15 protein-coding genes are annotated in these 16,783 nt (G+C 73.5%); 5 read left to right on the plus strand and 10 right to left on the minus strand.

Going from position 1 to position 16,783, the window contains the following annotated elements:
* Window positions 1-32: 32 nt before the first annotated feature.
* The gene (gene thrS, locus BI06_RS06525) at window positions 33-1,376 is read right to left on the minus strand and encodes a threonine--tRNA ligase (protein WP_304440870.1); all 1,344 of its coding nucleotides are present in this window, start codon (window positions 1,374-1,376) and stop codon (window positions 33-35) included.
* 199 nt (window positions 1,377-1,575) lie between these two features.
* On the minus strand, window positions 1,576-2,310 hold the full coding sequence (locus BI06_RS06530) for a leucine-rich repeat domain-containing protein (protein WP_043465651.1): 735 nt from the start codon (window positions 2,308-2,310) through the stop codon (window positions 1,576-1,578).
* 189 nt (window positions 2,311-2,499) lie between these two features.
* Here BI06_RS06530 and BI06_RS06535 point away from each other — a divergent pair, with 189 nt between their 5' ends.
* The gene (locus BI06_RS06535) at window positions 2,500-4,164 is read left to right on the plus strand and encodes a peptide-N4-asparagine amidase (RefSeq protein WP_051740319.1); all 1,665 of its coding nucleotides are present in this window, start codon (window positions 2,500-2,502) and stop codon (window positions 4,162-4,164) included.
* 76 nt (window positions 4,165-4,240) lie between these two features.
* Here BI06_RS06535 and BI06_RS06540 read toward each other — a convergent pair whose 3' ends face one another.
* From BI06_RS06540 to BI06_RS06560, 5 genes are all read right to left on the minus strand, one after another.
* Window positions 4,241-6,040 (minus strand): hypothetical protein, encoded by a 1,800-nt coding sequence (locus BI06_RS06540; protein ID WP_043465654.1) that lies wholly within the window; start codon window positions 6,038-6,040, stop codon window positions 4,241-4,243.
* A gap of 98 nt (window positions 6,041-6,138) precedes the next feature.
* Window positions 6,139-7,203: an ATP-binding protein gene (locus BI06_RS06545; RefSeq protein ID WP_043465657.1), complete on the minus strand. Its 1,065-nt coding sequence runs from the start codon at window positions 7,201-7,203 to the stop codon at window positions 6,139-6,141.
* Window positions 7,204-7,413: 210 nt separating this feature from the next.
* Complete coding sequence (gene lysA / locus BI06_RS06550) at window positions 7,414-8,799, minus strand: diaminopimelate decarboxylase (RefSeq protein WP_369826049.1); 1,386 nt, start codon at window positions 8,797-8,799, stop codon at window positions 7,414-7,416.
* A 90-nt stretch (window positions 8,800-8,889) separates the two neighbouring features.
* Window positions 8,890-9,096 (minus strand): hypothetical protein, encoded by a 207-nt coding sequence (locus BI06_RS06555; protein ID WP_030397684.1) that lies wholly within the window; start codon window positions 9,094-9,096, stop codon window positions 8,890-8,892.
* Window positions 9,097-9,317: 221 nt separating this feature from the next.
* Window positions 9,318-10,238, minus strand: a complete 921-nt coding sequence (locus BI06_RS06560; RefSeq protein WP_043465661.1) for an SMP-30/gluconolactonase/LRE family protein — start codon at window positions 10,236-10,238, stop codon at window positions 9,318-9,320.
* 91 nt (window positions 10,239-10,329) lie between these two features.
* Between BI06_RS06560 and BI06_RS06565 the strand changes: the two genes are divergently transcribed.
* A complete protein-coding gene (locus tag BI06_RS06565; RefSeq protein WP_043466377.1) occupies window positions 10,330-10,770 on the plus strand; it encodes an Lrp/AsnC family transcriptional regulator in 441 nt (146 codons plus the stop codon).
* Between the two features lie 92 nt (window positions 10,771-10,862).
* On the opposite strand, the gene lpdA is transcribed toward BI06_RS06565, so the two are convergent.
* Window positions 10,863-12,278 (minus strand): dihydrolipoyl dehydrogenase, encoded by a 1,416-nt coding sequence (lpdA, locus tag BI06_RS06570; protein ID WP_030397681.1) that lies wholly within the window; start codon window positions 12,276-12,278, stop codon window positions 10,863-10,865.
* A gap of 207 nt (window positions 12,279-12,485) precedes the next feature.
* Window positions 12,486-13,991, minus strand: a complete 1,506-nt coding sequence (locus BI06_RS06575) for a M28 family metallopeptidase (RefSeq protein ID WP_043466380.1) — start codon at window positions 13,989-13,991, stop codon at window positions 12,486-12,488.
* 229 nt (window positions 13,992-14,220) lie between these two features.
* Between BI06_RS06575 and BI06_RS06580 the strand changes: the two genes are divergently transcribed.
* The 3 genes from BI06_RS06580 (at window position 14,221) to BI06_RS06590 (ending at window position 16,499) form a co-directional block, all read left to right on the plus strand.
* On the plus strand, window positions 14,221-14,400 hold the full coding sequence (locus BI06_RS06580) for an antitoxin (RefSeq protein ID WP_030397679.1): 180 nt from the start codon (window positions 14,221-14,223) through the stop codon (window positions 14,398-14,400).
* 268 nt (window positions 14,401-14,668) lie between these two features.
* A complete protein-coding gene (locus BI06_RS06585; protein ID WP_030397678.1) occupies window positions 14,669-15,154 on the plus strand; it encodes a cation:proton antiporter regulatory subunit in 486 nt (161 codons plus the stop codon).
* Window positions 15,155-15,161: 7 nt separating this feature from the next.
* Window positions 15,162-16,499, plus strand: coding sequence for a cation:proton antiporter (locus BI06_RS06590; protein ID WP_043465665.1), 1,338 nt, complete (start codon window positions 15,162-15,164; stop codon window positions 16,497-16,499).
* A gap of 36 nt (window positions 16,500-16,535) precedes the next feature.
* On the opposite strand, the gene BI06_RS52285 is transcribed toward BI06_RS06590, so the two are convergent.
* Complete coding sequence (locus tag BI06_RS52285) at window positions 16,536-16,709, minus strand: hypothetical protein (RefSeq protein WP_199523237.1); 174 nt, start codon at window positions 16,707-16,709, stop codon at window positions 16,536-16,538.
* Window positions 16,710-16,783 lie beyond the last annotated feature (74 nt).

Genomic DNA, 16,783 nt, shown 5'->3' on the forward strand with positions numbered 1-16,783 from the left:
ATCCGGCGGCGGCCACCCGGGCTCACCCGGTGTCAGCCGGCGGAACCGCCCCGGCTCTCCCCCGGCTCGTCCCACAGCTCCTCGGCGCAGGCGCCGACGAGCGCGCGGATGCGGGCCAGCGCCTCCCCCGCCGGCAGCGGTTCCGGCCGCCGGCCGTCGCGCAGGCGCAGGGCGAGCCGGCCGTCCGCCGCCTCGCGCGGGCCGACGACCGCCTGGTACGGGACCAGCCGGGCCTCGCGGATCCGCGCGCCCAGGCTGCCGCGCTCGGGCCCGGCGACCTCGGCCCGCAGCCCGAGGTCCAGGCAGCGTTCGCGCAGTTGCCCGGCCAGCGCCCGCTCGCCCTCGGTCAGCGGCAGCAGCACCAGTTGGGTCGGTGCCAGCCAGGCGGGGAAGGCCCCGCCGTACAGTTCGATCAGGTGCGCGACCACCCGTTCCACGCTGCCGATGACGCTGCGGTGCACCATCACCGGGCGGTGCTTCGCCCCGTCCGGCCCGATGTACTGGAGCCCGAACCTCTCCGGCTGGTGGAAGTCGATCTGCACGGTGGAGAGGGTGGACTCGCGCCCGGCCGCGTCGGCGATCTGGACATCGATCTTCGGCCCGTAGAACGCGGCCTCGCCCGGCACCGCCTCGAACGGCACGCCGGAGCGCGACAGCACCTCGGTGAGCAGCGCGGTGGCCCGTTCCCAGAGCGCCGGGTCCGCCACGTACTTGCCGCCCTCGCCCGGCAGCGAGAGCCGGTACCGGACCGGCCGGATGCCGAGCGCGCGGTGCGCCTCGCCGATCAGCTCCAGCGCGGCGACCGCCTCGTCCGCGGCCTGGTCGGGAGTGCAGAACACGTGCGCGTCGTTCAGCTGGATCGCCCGCACCCTGGTCAGCCCGCCGAGCACGCCGGAGAGTTCGGAGCGGTACATGCCGCCGAGTTCGGCGATCCGCAGCGGCAGCTCCCGGTGGCTGCGGGGCCGTGAGCGGTAGATCAGGGCGTGGTGCGGGCAGAGGCTGGGGCGCAGCACGACCTGCTCGGCGCCGAGGTCCATCGGCGGGAACATGTCGTCCCGGTAGTGCTGCCAGTGGCCGGAGATCTCGTACAGCTCGCGTTTGCCGAGGACGGGCGAGTACACATGGCGGTATCCGGCGCGCCGCTCGCGGTCGCGGACGAACTCCTCCAGGGTGTGCCGGATCGCGGCGCCGTCGGGCAGCCAGTACGGGAGGCCGGAGCCGATCAGCGGATCGGTGTCGAAGAGTCCGAGCGCGCGGCCCAGCCGGCGGTGGTCGCCGTCGGGGCCGGCAGCGCGGACGGGGACGGGAGCGGCGTCGGGGCCGGCATCGGATGCGGCGCCGGGGCCGGCGTCGGGGGCGATCGGGTGGCTGTTCACGGGGGTCTCCACTCTGCGGTGCGGGCGAGTGGACGGGTACGGCGAAGCCCCGGGGCACTCGCCCCGGGGCTTCGGACTCAGTCAGCAGTCAGCGCGCCGGGACTCTCTCCGGCGTCGTCGTGAGGACGGCTGCAGCGCGCTTCATGCCGTCCACGCTACAGCCGAACGCCGCGGTGGGCGAACGGTTTTCCGCCCGGTCTCAGCGCAGGACCTCACAGCCGCGTGCCGCCAGGGCGGCGAGCAGTGACGGCGCCGGTTCGACCGGGTTCCAGCGCAGGTCCAGCTTCTCCAGCGCGGGCAGCCCCGCCGCCCCGTCGGCCAGCCAGTCCGGCAGCGCGGTGATCCGGTTGCCGCGCAGGTCCAGTCGGCGCAGCCGGGGCAGGCCGGCCAGGGCCGGGGGCACCTCGGTGAGCGCGTTCTCGCGGAGCTCGAGTTCACGCAGTTCGGCGAGCCCGGCGAAGGAGTCCGGCAGGCCGGTCAACGCGTTGCCGCGCAGCCAGAGTTCGCGCAGCGCGCGCAGGCCGCCGAGCGAGTCCGGCAGCGCGGTGAGCAGGTTGTGCTGGGCGCGCAGTTCGACCAGGCCGGTCATCGCGCCGATCTCGGACGGGAGTTCGGCGATCCGGTTCTCGCCGATGTTGAGGTAGCGGAGCGCGGTGAGCCGGCCGAGGGCGGCCGGGAGTCCGGTGAGCGCGTTGTCGTGCAGGTAGAGGAAGTCGGTGAGGCCGGCGAGGTCGCCGAGCTCCGCCGGGACGGCGGAGATCCGGTTGTGCCCGAGGTCGAGGGTCCGCACCCGGTTCAGTCGGCCGATCCGGGGCGGGACTTCGGTGATGCCGGTGTCCGCGAGGATCAGGACCGTCAGATCGGTGCGGTCCCACACCTCCTCGGGCACGGTGCCGAGGTGCTGCCGCCAGAGGTTGAGGATGATGTCGGTCACCGGGCCATCCTGCCTCCCGGACCGTGCCGGACCGCGCCGGGGCACTCCCCGCGTCCCGGCGCGCTTCCCACGGCCCGGCCTACCGCTTGACGCTTGCATGCCATGCTCGGGAGGATGCCGGAACCGTCCGACGAGCTACGCGCCGACCGTCCTCGCCCCACCCTCCGGTCGGCCGGGAGAGGGCCCCCCTTGGCCGTCCATCCACTGATCCGACGAGCCGGCCGAACGGCCGCCGCCGTCCTCCTCGCCCTCGCCGGGGCACTGACGGCCGCCGGACCGGCGCACGCCGACTTCGGCACCGACTACCACGACCCGTTCACCGCGGCGAAGCCGCTCACCCGGCCCGACACCCGCTCCTGCACCGTCGAAGTGATGCGTGACCAGCCGTTCCGCAACGGCTACGGGAACCCGCCGGACACGCCGTACAACACCACCGTCACCCCGCCCGCCGACTGCGCCGGCCCCTGGTCCGCCGTCGTGCTCGACCTGCACGGGCAGGTCGCCGGGCGGCAGTTCGACCGGCTGTTCACCGTCCGGGTCGGCGGCGTGCAGGTCCTGCTCTCCTCCACCCCCGAACCGTCCAAGGACGGCATCGAGTGGGCGCTCGAACGCGATGTCACCCGCTACGCGCCGCTGTTCGCCGCCGGACCTCAGCCCTTCGCGCTCGACCTCGCCAACGTCACCGACGACACCTACACCGGCGTCTTCCGGATCTCCGCGAGCCTGACCTTCTACACCGCCTCCGCCCACTGGCCCGCCGCCAGGACCGCCGACCGGCTGCTCACCACCGGGCCCTTCGGACTCGACCGGGCCACACCGAGCGCAGGCACCGACCTCACCTTCCCGCCCAACCTGGAACGCCTGACCGCCGAGGTGTACGCACGCGGCGGCGGCGCCTGCGAGGAGTTCGCCTACGCCTCCGCGCCCGAGGAGTTCGCCCGCGCCAACCCCGGGACGGGCGTCTGCGGCCAGGGCCCGTTCCGCGAACTGCGGCTCAGCGTCGACGGACGGGTGGTCGGCGCGGTCTGGCCCTACCCCGTGATCTACACCGGCGGCTGGGACCCGCTGCTGTGGCGGCCCACCCCGGGCGTCTTCGCCTTCGACCTGCCCGCCTACCGGCTGGACCTCACCCCGTACGCCGGGCTGCTGGTGGACGGCCGCCCGCACCGGGTCGCGATCGCCGTCAACGCCGCCGAGGCCCGCAGCAACGACCTCTGGACCGGCCAGGTCAACCTCTTCGCCGAGGTCGACCACGGCGCGGCCCGCACCACCGGGCAGCTGACCGACTACCGGGTCGCCCCGGAGGCCGCGACCACCACCGCCCAGCGCGACCACGGCGGCGGCAGCGGCGACTGGACGGTCACCGCCGCCCGGCACGACCTCGCCCGGGGCTGGCTGCAGACCTCGCACGGCCGGGTCACCACCGAGGTCCGCGACGACCTCGTGTTCGGCTCCACCCAGCGCTTCCGCGCCAACGGCAACGACCTGACCCTGCACAACCGCACCGACCTCACCCGCTCCACCGCCACCTGGGGCTCCGGCCCCCGGCGCACCAGCACGGTGCACGAGAGCCAGCCGCTCGACGTCACCTACCGGTACACCCAGGACGCGGCCGGCAACACCGACCAGACCACCGCCATGGAACTCGGCCAGCACCGGGAGGCGACCACGGCGACCGGCGCCCGGGTGACCGAACGCAGCACCGTCGACCACACCCTGCGCCCGACCGCCCACCGCCACGACGGCGACACCACCGTCCGCACCGGCACCGCCACCGAGGACTACCGCAGCACCGGCCCGGACGGCCCCTACCACCGCACCGTCACCACCGTGGACGGCTGGCCGGTCGGCTGACCCTCCGTCCGCACCGGGCCGGGCCACTGGTCCGGCCCGATGCGGTGCGGCCCGGTGCGGCCCGGTGCGGCGGACCTCAGCTCATCCGGAAGACCGGCCCGCGCGCCGTGAACGGCAGTGCGGCACCGCGCGGAACGAGGAAGGCGTGCTCGCGGCGCAGCCGCAGTACGTCGCACTCGCCGTCGGTGATCACGAGCACGGGTGCCCCGGGAGGGAAGTCCTCCGCCCGCTCCAGCAGGTCGATGCCCGGCTGGAGCACGGTGCCGCCGCGCCCGTGCACCCGGAGCCGCCCGGCGATCTCCTCCACCGGGAGGTACCCGGCGTCGTGCGCGGCGGCGTCGCAGTGCACCACCCGCGCCGCGGGCACGTCCCGGGCGGCGGCGTAGGAGGCGATCGCGCCGAGCGCCTTGCCGAGCAGCGTCCGGTCCATCGAACCGGAGGTGTCCAGGACGACCCCGAAGGTGCAGCGCGGCGCCTCCTCCTCCGGGTGGTGGCGGCCCGCCCGGGGGATGTCCGGCGTGGCGGACTGCCGGCGCGCGGGGCGGGCGTAGCTGCGCACCGGTTCCGGCCGGGGCACGAACTCGTCGAACCAGCGCGCCAGCAGCGCGTCCCACGGGAGCGGCGGGTGGGCCAGTGCGCGGATCTCCTCCACCAACCCGGCCGGCAGCAGCCCGCGTTCGCGCCCGTGCAGCTCGAAGCCCTGCTGGAGGCCGCGCCGGTAGAAGTCGTCGAGGTCCACGAAGTCCCGGGGCGGCCCCAGCCGTTCGCCGAGGATGTCCGGTCGGTTCTTCCCCGCCAGGGTGGCGAGGCGGCGGATCCGGCGCCGGTCGCGGACGATCCGGTCGTACACCTCCTCGGCCGACAGGCCCTTCAACTGCGGGTCGTGCAGCAGCCCGTCCGGCATCTCGCCGACACCCATCTCCAGCAGCCAGCCGTTGATGACGTAGTCGGCGGCGACGTTGAACAGGAACGGGTCCCGGCCGCCGCGGCGCTCGCCGTGCCGCAGGGCGGCGTGCAGGATCTCGTGGCCGAGGACGAACCGCCACTCCTCGTCGGAGTAGCGGCGCAGCGGGTTGACGTAGATCTCCCCGGCCTCGCTGTCGACGGCGGCCACGGCGATGTCGTGGGCCCGGGCCAGTTCGGCGTCGGCCACCACGGTGAGGCCGGCCGCGACGACGCCGAGCAGCGGGTAGGAGGAGACGAACCAGTTGAGCGCCCTGCTCCAGGGCCGCTCGGGCAGGCGCTCGCCGGTCTCGGCGTCGAACCGGCCGCCGGCCCGGTCCATGGCGGCGGACATGGTACGGGTGAGCGCGGCCGCGAACTCCACCGTCCAGTCCTCGGGCGGCCCGTGGCCGCGCCACTCCAGCAGCAGCTGGTCGTGCTCGGCGGTTCCGGCCGTCCCGGCGGTCCCGGCGACCGCGGGTGCGGGCAGGCCGTCGCGGCGCCATCGGGCGGCCAACTCCTCCTCGCCGCCGCCCGGGTACTCCTGCGGGAGGGCGACCGGGGCGCGGCCGACCGGGAAGGTGGCGAGGAAGCGGTTGACCACCGCGCAGCGGGCGGCGGCCTCGAAGGCGTCGGGCGGGGTCCGGGTGCCGCGGGCGCCCGGGAGGTGGCCGAGGCCCAGGTGCAGCAGGGCGTGCGCGAGCACCCAGGCCCACTCCTCGGGTTCGGCCCGGCGGCGCGGGTTGACGTGCAGGGTGCCGTTGGAGTCGGCCACCGCCCAGCCGTCCGGCGGGGCGGTGTCGCAGTTCTCGGTGCGGCAGATGTCGGCACGCAGGGCGGCGAGGGCCGGATTGCGGCGGAGCAGCCGGACGCCCTCCGCGAAGGCCTCGGTGCCCGGGTCCGGCTCCCTCCGGTCGGCCTGGGCGCGCTTCACCCGCGGACCTCGGCGGTGCGCTTCACCGGCGGACCTCGGCGGTGCGCTTCACCGGCGGACCTCGACGACGGGCTTCACCCGCGGGCCGGCGGTGCGCCTCACCGGCGGGCCTCGACCAGCCGGGGCATGTCCCGGGCGGCCTCGATCAGGAACCAGGCGGGCAGCACCGGGTTGCCGTCCGCACCGTCGGCGATCACCGTCCGAGCGACCTCCACCGAGATCTCGGCCAGCTGGACCAGCAGCGACTTCGCCCGGAACGCGGTCTGCCGCTGCGCCCCGGAGGCGTGCTCCTTCTGCGCGGGCAGTTCCTTGACGAGTCGGCCGCGGAAGGCGTCGGCCAGGTAGTAGAGCAGGTCGCGGTCCTCCACCCGGTGCGGCCAGCGCGCGTCGCCCTTGAGGATCGCCTCCAGGCCGTAGGAGTTGCGGACGATCTTCGCGTAGCCGCAGAAGGCGATCGCGTGCTGCGCGGTGAGCAGCCCGTGGGCGACGACCTTGAGCGTCCCCTCGTCCAGGGTGGGCCCGAAGGAGTGCAGCGCGTCCGAGAGCATGTGCCAGGCGCGCGGGGTGGAGAACGGCTCCTCGGTCTTGGGCGGCGCGGACCACAGGTGGTCGGGCCGGTCGGTGAGGTGGTCGACGATCCAGGGGTGGATGCCGGCGACGCCCGCCCAGCGCAGCCAGTCCTCGGCGCTGGCCCGGAGATGCACGTGGACCATGCGGTTGACCAGTGCGGACGCCATCGGGCGGGCGAGCGCGCCGTCGGTGGCACGGTTCCCGGCGCCGATCACGATCGAGCCGGGCGGCAGCTCGTAGGAACCGATCCGGCGGTCCAGGATCAGCGAGTAGAAGGCCTTCTGGACGTCCGGCGACGCCGCGTTGAGCTCGTCCAGGAACAGGCAGTAGGGCTGGTCGCGGGCGATCTGCTCGGGCGGGCAGAAGCGGGAGCGGCCCTCGGGGGTGAGCTGCGGCACGCCGATGAGGTCCTCCGGGGCCAGCTGGGTGCCGACCAGGCTCACGCACTCCAGTCCGAGCGCCTCAGCGAACTCCCTGACCAGGGAGGACTTCCCGATCCCCGGGGCGCCCCAGAGGAACACCGGGCGGACGGTGGCCAGGCCGAGCAGCAGTTCGGGGATCTGGGCGGGCGAGACGCTGACTGCTCCCTGCACGGGGCTCCTTCGCGGCGACGGTGCGTGACCGGCCCAGTGTGCGGCGGGAGTCGGCCCGGGCGCACCTGGATTTCCGGGCCCGGGAGGCAGATCCGCTCCCGGGCCGGGCGTGCCGGACGGCTGTCGGCGGGTCAGCTGTCGGCAGGGGCAGTTGTCCACAGGGTCAGCTGTCGGCAGGGTCGGCAACCGACGGGGTCAGCCACCGACGGGTCAGCGGCCGACCTCGCGGGCGCGGAGGTCCTCGACGGTCTCCCGCCGGATCAGCAGCCGCAGCCGCCCGTCCCGCACGGCGGCGACCGGCGGCCGGCCGACCAGGTTGTAGCCGGAGGCCATCGAGAGCTGGTAGGCGCCGGCGGCCGGAACGGCCAGCAGGTCCCCCGGGCGCAGGTCGGCCGGCAGCGTGGCGCCGTGCACCAGGACGTCCCCGGCCTCGCAGTGTCGGCCGACCACGTCGAAGGTCGCGGTCGGACCGTCGGTGGGCCGCCCGACCGTCCGCACCTGGTAGGCGGAGCCGTAGAGGGCGGGGCGCGGGTTGTCGCTCATGCCGCCGTCCACGGCCGCGAAGGCCCGTCCGTCAGTGCCGCGCTTGACCGACAGGACGCGGTAGAGCGCCACCCCGGCCGGAGCCGCGATCGCCCGGCCGGGTTCGACCAGCAGGCTCGGGACGGCGAGGCCGTGTTCGGCGCAGCGGGCGGCGAGCCGGGCGGTGAGCTCGGCGGCGAAGCGCTCCGGGTCGAGCTCCGCGTCCCCGGTGAGGTAGCGGACGCCGTAGCCGCCGCCGAGGTCGAGTTCGGGCAGCTCGACGCCGTGCCGGTCGCGGATTTCGGCGAGGAGTCCGACGAGCCGGTCGACGGCGGCGAGGTAGGGTCCGGCCTCGGTGATCTGGGAGCCCAGGTGGCAGTGCAGCCCGGTGAGCCGCAGGCCGGGCTGGCCGAGGATCCGGGCGACCGCGTCGGCGGCGTCCCCGCCGGCGATCCGGAAGCCGAACTTCTGCCCGTCGACGCCGGTCCGCACCGCGCGGTGGTGCCCGGCGGCCACCCCCGGCAGGACCCGGACCAGTACCCGCTGCGGGGCGTCCGCGACCGCCAGGGCGGCCAGCCGGGGGATCTCGGCGGCGCCGTCGACGACGATCCGGCCGACGCGCAGGCGGCGGGCGAGGCGCAGTTCCTCGGGGGTCTTGGCGTTGCCGTGCAGCAGGATGCGCTCGGGCGGGAAGCCGGCGGCCGCGGCCAGGCGGAGTTCGCCCGCCGAGCAGGCGTCGAGGCCGAGACCTTCGTCGGCGGCCCAGTCCACCACCGCGCTGCACAGGAAGGCCTTGGCCGCGTAGAAGACCTCGGCGGTCGGCAGGGCACGGCGGAAGGCCCGGGCGCGGGAGCGGAACTCCTGCTCGTCGAGGACGTAGAGCGGGGTGCCGAAGCGGTCGGCGGCCTCGGCCAGCCCGACGCCGCCGATCAGCAGGTCCCCGTTCGGGCCGGGGCGGGCGGAAGCGGGCCAGGGGCTGCCGAGCGGGCCGGGCTCGGCGGCGGGCAGGGGCAGGGGGAACCGGACGGGTTCGGGGCCCGGGGAGGACGGGGGCGTGCGCAGGGTGGTCGTCACACGGTGCTCCTGGTCGGAACAGGACGGGAGGGGAGGAACGGGAGGGGAAGGACGGGGTCGGCGGCGCGCGGTGGGCCGGCCGACGGGTGGTCAGTCCTCGTAGTACATCGCGTGACGGCAGTGCGCGGAGCTCGCGCGGCGCTCCTCGGGCTCGCGCTCCGCCGTCGTCGTGGCGGCCGCGCCGGCCTTGGGGTCGAAGACGGTGCCGTGCAGCAGTCGGCGCAGCAGGGCCTCCTCGGCGGCGCCGGACAGCCGGCGGTTGCGGGGGTCGTCGGAGATCACCTGGAACTCGGTCATGGCGGGTCGTCGTCCTTCCGGTCGCGGCGGGGGCCTCGGTCGGTCCCGCTCGCAGATCCAGTCCACCCCCACGGGCGGGGGTCCGCACCGGCTCTTGACGCGGGGCGTACGCGAACCGGCCCCGCCTTGACGGCACCTTGACGACGGCGGCGGCGCGAGCAGGACGACGGCCCCCGGGCGACGCGGAACGTCGCACCGGGGGCCGTCGTACCGGTCCCGCGTCAGGCGTGGCGGGGGACCCGGTGGGTACCGGTCATCGAGGTCACCAGCGAGTACAGCGAGGTGGTGGCGGTGATGAAGAGGCGGTTGTGCTTCGGGCCGCCGAAGGTGAGGTTGGAGACGGGTTCGGGGACGAGGATGCGGCCGATCAGGGTGCCGTCCTCGGCGTAGCAGTGGATGCCGTTCTCGAACGCCGCCGCCCAGAGCCGGCCGTCGCGGTCGAAGCGGATGTTGTCGAAGCGGCTGCCCCTGCCCTCGATGTGGACGCCGCCGCCGGCCAGGGTGCCGTCCTCGCGGATGTCGAAGACCCGGATGTGCCCGGCGCGGCTGTCGGAGACGTAGAGGCGCTGCTCGTCGTGGGAGAGCAGGACCCCGTTGGGGCCGCGGAAGCCGTCGGCGGCGAGCTGGACCTCGCCGCTGTCCGGGTCGATCCGGTAGAGGTTGCAGGCGCCGATCTCGCTCTCGGCGACATGGCCCTCGTAGTCGCTGGTGATGCCGAAGTCCGGGTCGGAGAACCAGATCGCACCGTCCGAGCGGACCACCGCGTCGTTGGGCGAGTTGAGCCGCTTGCCCCGGTAGTGGCTGGCGAGGAGGGTGACCGTGCCGTCGTACTCGGTGCGGGTCACCCGGCGGTTGCCCTGCTCACAGGTGATCAGGCGGCCCTCGCGGTCGAGGGTGTTGCCGTTGCTGTGCCCGGCCGCCGACCGGAGGACGCCGACCGTCCCGGTGGACTCGTCCCAGCGCAGGATCCGGTCGTTGGGGATGTCGCTCCAGATCAGCTGCCGCCAGGCGGGCACGTAGAGCGGGCCCTCGGCCCAGCGGCAGTCCCTGTGGAGCTGCTCGAGCCGGGTGTCCCCGTAGGTGCAGGCGCGGAAGCGGTCGTCCAGGATCTCGTACAACCCGAACTCAATCTGACCAGACATCATTCATGTCCTATCGCAAACGGCCGAACGTGGTTCTGATGATCATGAGTATGACAGAACCAGGTATGGTTCCACCATGGCGATCGAAAATCTGGACGACACCGACCGGGCCCTGGTGGCGCTGCTCCAGCAGGACGCGGGCCAGGCCTACGCGGCACTCGGCCGCGCCGTGGGGCTCTCCACCGCCGCCGCCCACGAGCGGGTGCGCAAACTGCGCGAGCGCGGCGTCCTGCGCCGCACCACGGTGGAGGTCGACCCGAAGGCGCTCGGCCTCGGGGTACTGGCCTTCGTGATGGTCGACTCGTCGGCGTGGATGGGCGATTCGGCCGGGGCGTTCGCCGCGATCCCCGAGATCGAGGAGGCCCACGTCATCGCCGGCGCCGCGTCGGTGCTGGTCAAGGTGCGGACGCCGACGACCGAGCAGCTCCAGGACGTGCTGCGCCGGCTGTACGCGATCGAGGGCGTCAACGGGACCCGGGCGACCGTGGTGCTGGAGTCCTTCTTCGAGCGGCCGCCGTCACCGGCGCTCTGACCGGGGCGAGGGCGACAGCCGCCGGGGAAACACGACGGGTCCGTCCGGCGGGGCGGTCCCCGCCGGACGGACCCGGCCGTTCAACGGGCTGATCACATGTTGATCATGTGACCGGCCAGCCCGTGGATCGCCTCCTTGACCGCCTCGCCCAGCGTCGGGTGCGCGTGCACATTGCGGGCGACCTCGTGCACGGTGAGGTCCCACTGCTGGGCCAGCGTCAGCTCCGGCAGCAGCTCGGTGACCTCGGGGCCGATCAGGTGGGCACCGAGCAGCTCGCCGTGGGTGCCGTCGCTGATGACCTTGACGAAGCCGATCGGGTGGCCGAGGCCGTGCGCCTTGCCGTTGGCGGTGAACGGGAACTTGGAGACCTTGACGTCGTAACCCAGCTCGCGGGCCTGCGCCTCGGTGTAGCCGAAGCTCGCGATCTGCGGCTGGCAGTACGTCGCGCGCGGGATCATCGCGAAGTCCAGCTCCATGGTCTCCACGTCGCCGATCGTCTCGGCCGCGATCACGGCCATCGACTCGGCGGCGTGCGCCAGCATCAGCTTGGCGGTGACGTCACCGATGGCGAAGATGTGCGGGACGTTGGTGCGGCCCCGGCCGTCGACCGCGATCGCGCCCCGCTCGGTGAGCTTGACGCCGGTGTTCTCCAGGCCGTAGCCGTGGACGCGCGGCGCGAAGCCGATCGCCTGGAGGACCTTGTCCGCCTCCAGGACCTGCTGCTGCCCGTCCTTGGCGGTGACGGTGACCTTGACCTTGGCGGCCGGGTCCTTGTCGTCGATCGAGTCCACCCGGGTCGAGGTGAGCACCTGGATCCCGAGCTTGCGGTACTGCTTGGCCAGCTCGGCGGAGACGTCCGCGTCCTCCAGCGGCACCATCCGGTCGAGGAACTCCACGATGGTGACCTGCACACCGTAGTTGTGCAGCACATAGGCGAACTCGACGCCGATCGCGCCGGCGCCCGCGATGACGATGCTGCCCGGCAGGTCCTCGGTGAGGATCTGCTCCTCGTAGGTCACCACGCGGTCGCTCAGGCTGGTACCGGGCAGCAGCCGGGTGCTGGCACCGGCGGCGATGATGCAGTGGTCGAAGGTGACGACCTCGAAGCCGCCGCCGTTCAGGGCGACCTGGAGGGTGCGGTCGTCGACGAAGGTGCCGCGGCCGTCGTACTCCGTGATGCCGTTCTTCTTCATCAGGTAGTGGACGCCCTTGACGCGGCCGTCGGCCACGGTGCGGCTGCGCTTGAACGCCTCGCTGTAGTCGAAGGTGACCGTTCCCTCGACCTTGATGCCGAAGGTCTTGGCCTCCTTGGTGAAGATGTGCGCGAGTTCCGCGTTGCGCAGCAGGGCCTTGGAGGGGATGCAGCCGACGTTCAGGCAGACCCCGCCCCAGTACTTCGACTCCACGACGGCGACCTTCAGGCCGAGCTGGGCGGAGCGCACAGCCGCGGTGTAACCGCCGGGACCGGCCCCGAGAACGACGACGTCGTAGTGCGTGCTGCTGCTCATGGTGCTGATTCCTCCGAGGGTGTCACGGTGTCGTGCTCTCGCCGTCCATGGTGTCAGGCCGCCGCTCCGCGCACCCGGCGGACCCCCGATCGCCCGGGACCGGCGCCCGCCCGACAAGCCCGCGGCCCCGCCCCCGAGAAGCGCGGGGCGGGGCCGAAGGCGGGATCAGGCCTGGTCAGGCCCGGGTTCGGGCCGGTTCGGGACGGGTCAGGACGCGACCTCGTGTGCGTGGCTCTCCTGGAGGCCGCCGCCGCTGCCCACCTGGCCGTCGGTCTGCTTCGGCGCGACGGGCGCGGTCAGCGAGGAGAGGTCCCAGGCGTAGCGGCCGACGGCGTTGGCGATGGCGTCGATGTTGAGGTCGAAGGCGGCGAGGTCCAGGTTGTCCAGGTCGTCGCAGGCCTTGTGGTAGCACTTGTCGAACGCGACCCCGGCGGTGCCGCCGTACCTGGCCGCCTGGTCGGCGGTCTTGATCACCTCGGCGCCGGTGTCGGTGCCGCCGGCCGGGATGCCGGCCTCGATGAACGGCCCGTAGTCGGAGCGGCCGGTGAAGTCGGTGCCCTCGTGCGGGACGCTCCAGTCGTCGAAGAAGTCCGTGATCAGGCGCTCGATCTGGGCGGAGCCCGCCGGGCCGGGGCCCGAGCCGACGTGGTCGGAGTCGTCGCCGTCGTAGACGAACTGGGCCGAGTTGGGCGAGGCGATCATGTCGAAGTTGAGGTAGAGCCGGATCTTCTTCTTCTCGGCCTCGGACAGCGAGTTCACGTACGCCTCGGAGCCCTTGAGGCCGAACTCCTCGGCGGACCACCAGGCGAACCGCACCTTGTTCTTGACCGGCCGGGTGCCGAGGTTCTTGGCGACCTCGAGGATGCCGGCCGAACCGGAGCCGTTGTCGTTGATGCCGGGCCCCTCGACCACCGAGTCGAGGTGGGAGCCGACCATGACGATGTTGTTCGGGTCCCCGCCCGGGGTCTCGGCCAGCACGTTCCAGGTCTTGCGCTTCTCCATGAAGGTGCGCAGGTCCAGGCTGACGGTGACGGGCCCGGCGGCGGCCTTGGCGGCGAGGGCCTCGCCGGCCGCCTTGCTGGTGCTGCCGACCGGGAGCCGCCCGGCGTCCGGCTCCACCAGCGTGCCGCTGAGCTCGGCGTCGGTGTTGTTGTACACGACGGCGGCGGCGGCGCCCGCGGCCGCCGCGGCCGCCTGCTTGATCGCGAAGCTGCAACCGCCGCGCTTGATCAGCGCGACCTTGCCGGTGAAGGCGCCGGCCGCGTAGTCGGACGCCTCGCAGCCGGTGGTGTCGTCCACCGGGACGACCGCGAGCGGGGCGGTGATGCCGCCCGCCGGGCCGCTGAGCGAGTACGTCATGGCCTTCAGCGGCACCGCCTCGGCCTGCGGGGAGACGACGGCGAACTTCTCCGAGAGGGCCTGGAAGAAGGTGTACTCGAACTCCTGCTTGGAGACCTTCAGCCCGGCCCGGCGGGCCTGGTCGTAGACGTACTGGGCGGACTGCTCGTGGCCCCGGGCGCCGGCCACCCGGGTGCCGCCGTTGCGGTCGGCGAACCGCTGGAACGCCTCCAGGGTCCCGAAGGCGTCGTCGGCGTCACTGCCCGCGATCAGCCGGGCGGCCAGCTTCGCCCCGTTGCGGGCCGGGTCCGCGTCGGCGGCGGCGCTGCCGGTGCCGACCAGCAGCAGCGGGGTCACCAGCGCCGCGACAGCCAGCGCGGCGCCCGCCGTCCGGCGGGTGGGGGCGGCGTTGGAGCGGGGTGCGGTGGCCGGGCGACCGGTCCGAGCGTTCAACGTGAGTCCTTCCGACGGTCTGTGGGTCTCCCGATTTGACATGCTCCGGGACGTCTTGCCAACCCCGGCGCGAAAGCTGACCGGATGCGGACACCCCGCTCTGCGGCGATGCTGGAGGAGGTGGGGCCGTCTCTTCCGGGAGTGTGACCAGATGTCCATGATGGATAAGCTCAAGGGCCTGCTCAAGGGCCATGAGGACCAGGCCGAGAGGGGCGTGGACAAAGCCGGCGACATGGTCGACGAGCGGACGCAGGGCAAGTACAGCGGCCACGTCGACACGGCGCAGGACAAGATCAAGGACCAGCTGCGGGACGACCGGCCGCCGCAGTAGGCCCACCGCGTCGGACCCCCCGAGCTCCAGAACCACGGACCGTCACGCAGTCGCCCGGTCCGTCCCAGGCCCGTGCGCGCGCCTTTCGGCGCCCCGCACGGGCCTGGTCATATTTTCGGACTTTACATACTCATTACTATTGATCCGGTAGCGCGTTCGCGTCCTGTACGCGGTCAGGCGCCGGTGTTCCCCTGCCCCGGCACGCCCGTGTCCGCGTCCGTGTCCGCGCACCACCGAGGGAACCCCCCCTGACGAGAGGACAGCCGCCGTGTCGATCGCCCGTGTCCGAACCACCCCGCTGCCCGGTGTCGGCGTCCAGTACGACCTCACCACCCGAGAACAGCGGCACCTGTCGGTGATCGCACACCGCGACGGCTCGCGCAGCCTCAACGTCTACCGCTCGGACGACCCCGACGCCTGCTCGCAGGCGTTCCGGCTGACGGCCGAGGAGTCCGCCGCCCTGGTCGACGCCCTGACGCCGGCCCACCACAGCCCGGGTCTGCTGCACACCACCGACCTCGGCCTGGTCGCCGAGCGGCTCCCGGTCGACGGCACCTCGTACTGGAACGGGCGACTGCTGGGCGAGACCCGGATGCGCACCGAGACCGGCGCCTCGATCGTCGCCGTCCTGCGGCGCACCGGCGCCGTGCCCTCCCCCGCGCCGGACTTCCGGCTGGCCGGCGGAGACACGCTGATCGTGATCGGCACCCGCGAGGGTGTGGACGCGGCGGCGGCGATCCTGGACCGGGGGTGATCGGGGGGTGCACACCGCCACCGTCTTCATCGAGCTCGGCTCGGTCATCCTCGTCCTCGGTCTGCTCGGCCGGATCGCCGGCCGGTACGGCTTCTCGCCGATCCCGCTCTACCTGCTCGGCGGCCTCGCCTTCGGCACCGGCGGGCTGCTGCCGCTGAGCGCCAGCGAGGAGTTCGTGGCGACCGGCGCCGAGATCGGCGTCGTCCTGCTGCTGCTGATGCTGGGTCTGGAGTACACCGCCGCCGACCTGGTCACCAATCTGAAGGCCCAGTACCCGGCCGGCGCGGTCGACTTCCTGCTCAACGCGATACCCGGCGCGATCGCCGCGCTGCTGCTCGGCTGGGGCCCGGTGGCGGCCGTGGTGCTGGCCGGCGTCACCTGGATCTCCTCCTCGGGAGTCATCGCCAAGGTACTCGGCGACCTGGGACGGCTGGGCAACCGGGAGACCCCGGTGATCCTCAGCATCCTGGTGCTGGAGGACCTCGCGATGGCGGTCTACCTGCCGATCCTCACCGCCCTGCTGGCCGGGGCCGGCCTGGTCGCCGGCTCGATCACCCTCGCCATCGCGCTCGCCACGGCGGGAGCGGTGCTGTTCGTCGCGCTCCGCTACGGCCGACTGATCTCCCGCTTCGTCTCGCACGACGACCCGGAGAAGCTGCTGCTGGTGGTGCTGGGGCTGACGCTGCTGGTCGCCGGGATCGCGCAGCAGCTCCAGGTGTCGGCGGCGGTCGGCGCGTTCCTGGTCGGCATCGCGCTCTCCGGCGAGGCCGCCGAGGGCGCACACACCCTGCTCAGCCCGCTGCGGGACCTCTTCGCGGCGGTGTTCTTCGTGTTCTTCGGCCTCAGTACCGATCCGACCAGCATCCCGCCGGTGCTGCTGCCGGCCCTGCTGCTGGCCGCCGTCACCGCCGTCACCAAGGTCGCGACCGGCTACTGGGCGGCCCGGCGGGCGGGGATCGCCACCCGTGGACGATGGCGGGCCGGCGGGGCGCTGGTGTCCCGGGGCGAGTTCTCGATCGTCATCGCCGGGCTGGCCGTGACGGCCGGCATCGAGCCCGGGCTCGGGCCGCTGGCCACGGCGTACGTGCTGATCCTGGTGATCACCGGGCCGCTGGCCGCGCGGTACACCCAGCCCGCCGTGGAGCGGCTGGGCGCGGTGTTCGCGCGGCGGCGGGGCGCCTGGGTGCCGAAGGCGCGGGCGGGAGGCGTGACTGCGGCCGTCCCGGCCGCGGAGGCGGTGCTGCCCGCGCAGGGTCCGGAGGTGGAGCCGGTGGAGGACTCGCCGGACTCCGGGACCGTGCTGGACCCCGGCCCCGATCAGGCTCTGGACGGGTTGTCACGCTGACCCCGGGACACGCCTGACCCCCTGCCCCCGGGCGGCTCACCTCCGGTGATCCGCCCGGGGGTTCTCGTTGTGCTGCTCCTTTTTCCCGTCCACCGCGTCCGCGCCGCTGCCGCAGTTCTCGCAGGAGCCGGGACCCGGCCGCTCGCGCACGCGTCCGCAGTCCTCGCACACCCGGTCCAGCCAGCAGGCCGGCTCGCCGCCCTCGTCCATGCGGCGATTGTGCCCCCGGGCCGGACGGGAGCGCGAGTAGACAATGTCTACTCGATCTTGATAGACACATCCCC

This window comes from Kitasatospora sp. MBT66 (assembly GCF_000710405.2).
In the GTDB taxonomy this organism is placed as follows: Bacteria; Actinomycetota; Actinomycetes; order Streptomycetales; family Streptomycetaceae; genus Kitasatospora; species Kitasatospora purpeofusca.